The organism is Ferrovum myxofaciens (genome assembly GCF_000735045.1).
GTDB classification, from domain to species: Bacteria; Pseudomonadota; Gammaproteobacteria; order Burkholderiales; family Ferrovaceae; genus Ferrovum; species Ferrovum myxofaciens.
The window spans coordinates 1-269 of the sequence record NZ_JPOQ01000611.1 but is presented as its reverse complement, the minus strand read 5'-3'; the positions used below and the strand labels follow the sequence as shown (position 1 = coordinate 269).

General features: G+C 57.2%; 1 pseudogene. It reads left to right on the top strand.

The window, feature by feature from the left end:
* Positions 1-11 precede the first annotated feature (11 nt).
* A pseudogene (locus IV91_RS16540) lies at positions 12-269 on the top strand (transposase); the annotation flags it as partial.

The following is a 269-nucleotide window of genomic DNA, read 5'->3' as shown; positions in this document are numbered from 1 at the left end:
CAAAAGCACAAATGAAACGCACCGCCACGCCCACCTTTGTTCTCAGCATTCCCCTGGTTGTGAAACCCGGTGAAGACCGGATACTGATCGGGCGCATGGAGGCGGGTAGGCGTTTGTACAACGCCATTTTAGGCGAAGCACTACGCCGCCATGGCTTGCTGAAGCAGTCCAAAGACTGGCAGCACACCCGCACCATCGCCGACAAGAAATTGCGCTCCGACGAGTTTAAGCGGCTCTCGAAAGAAGCAGGGTTCACGCCTGCGGCCATC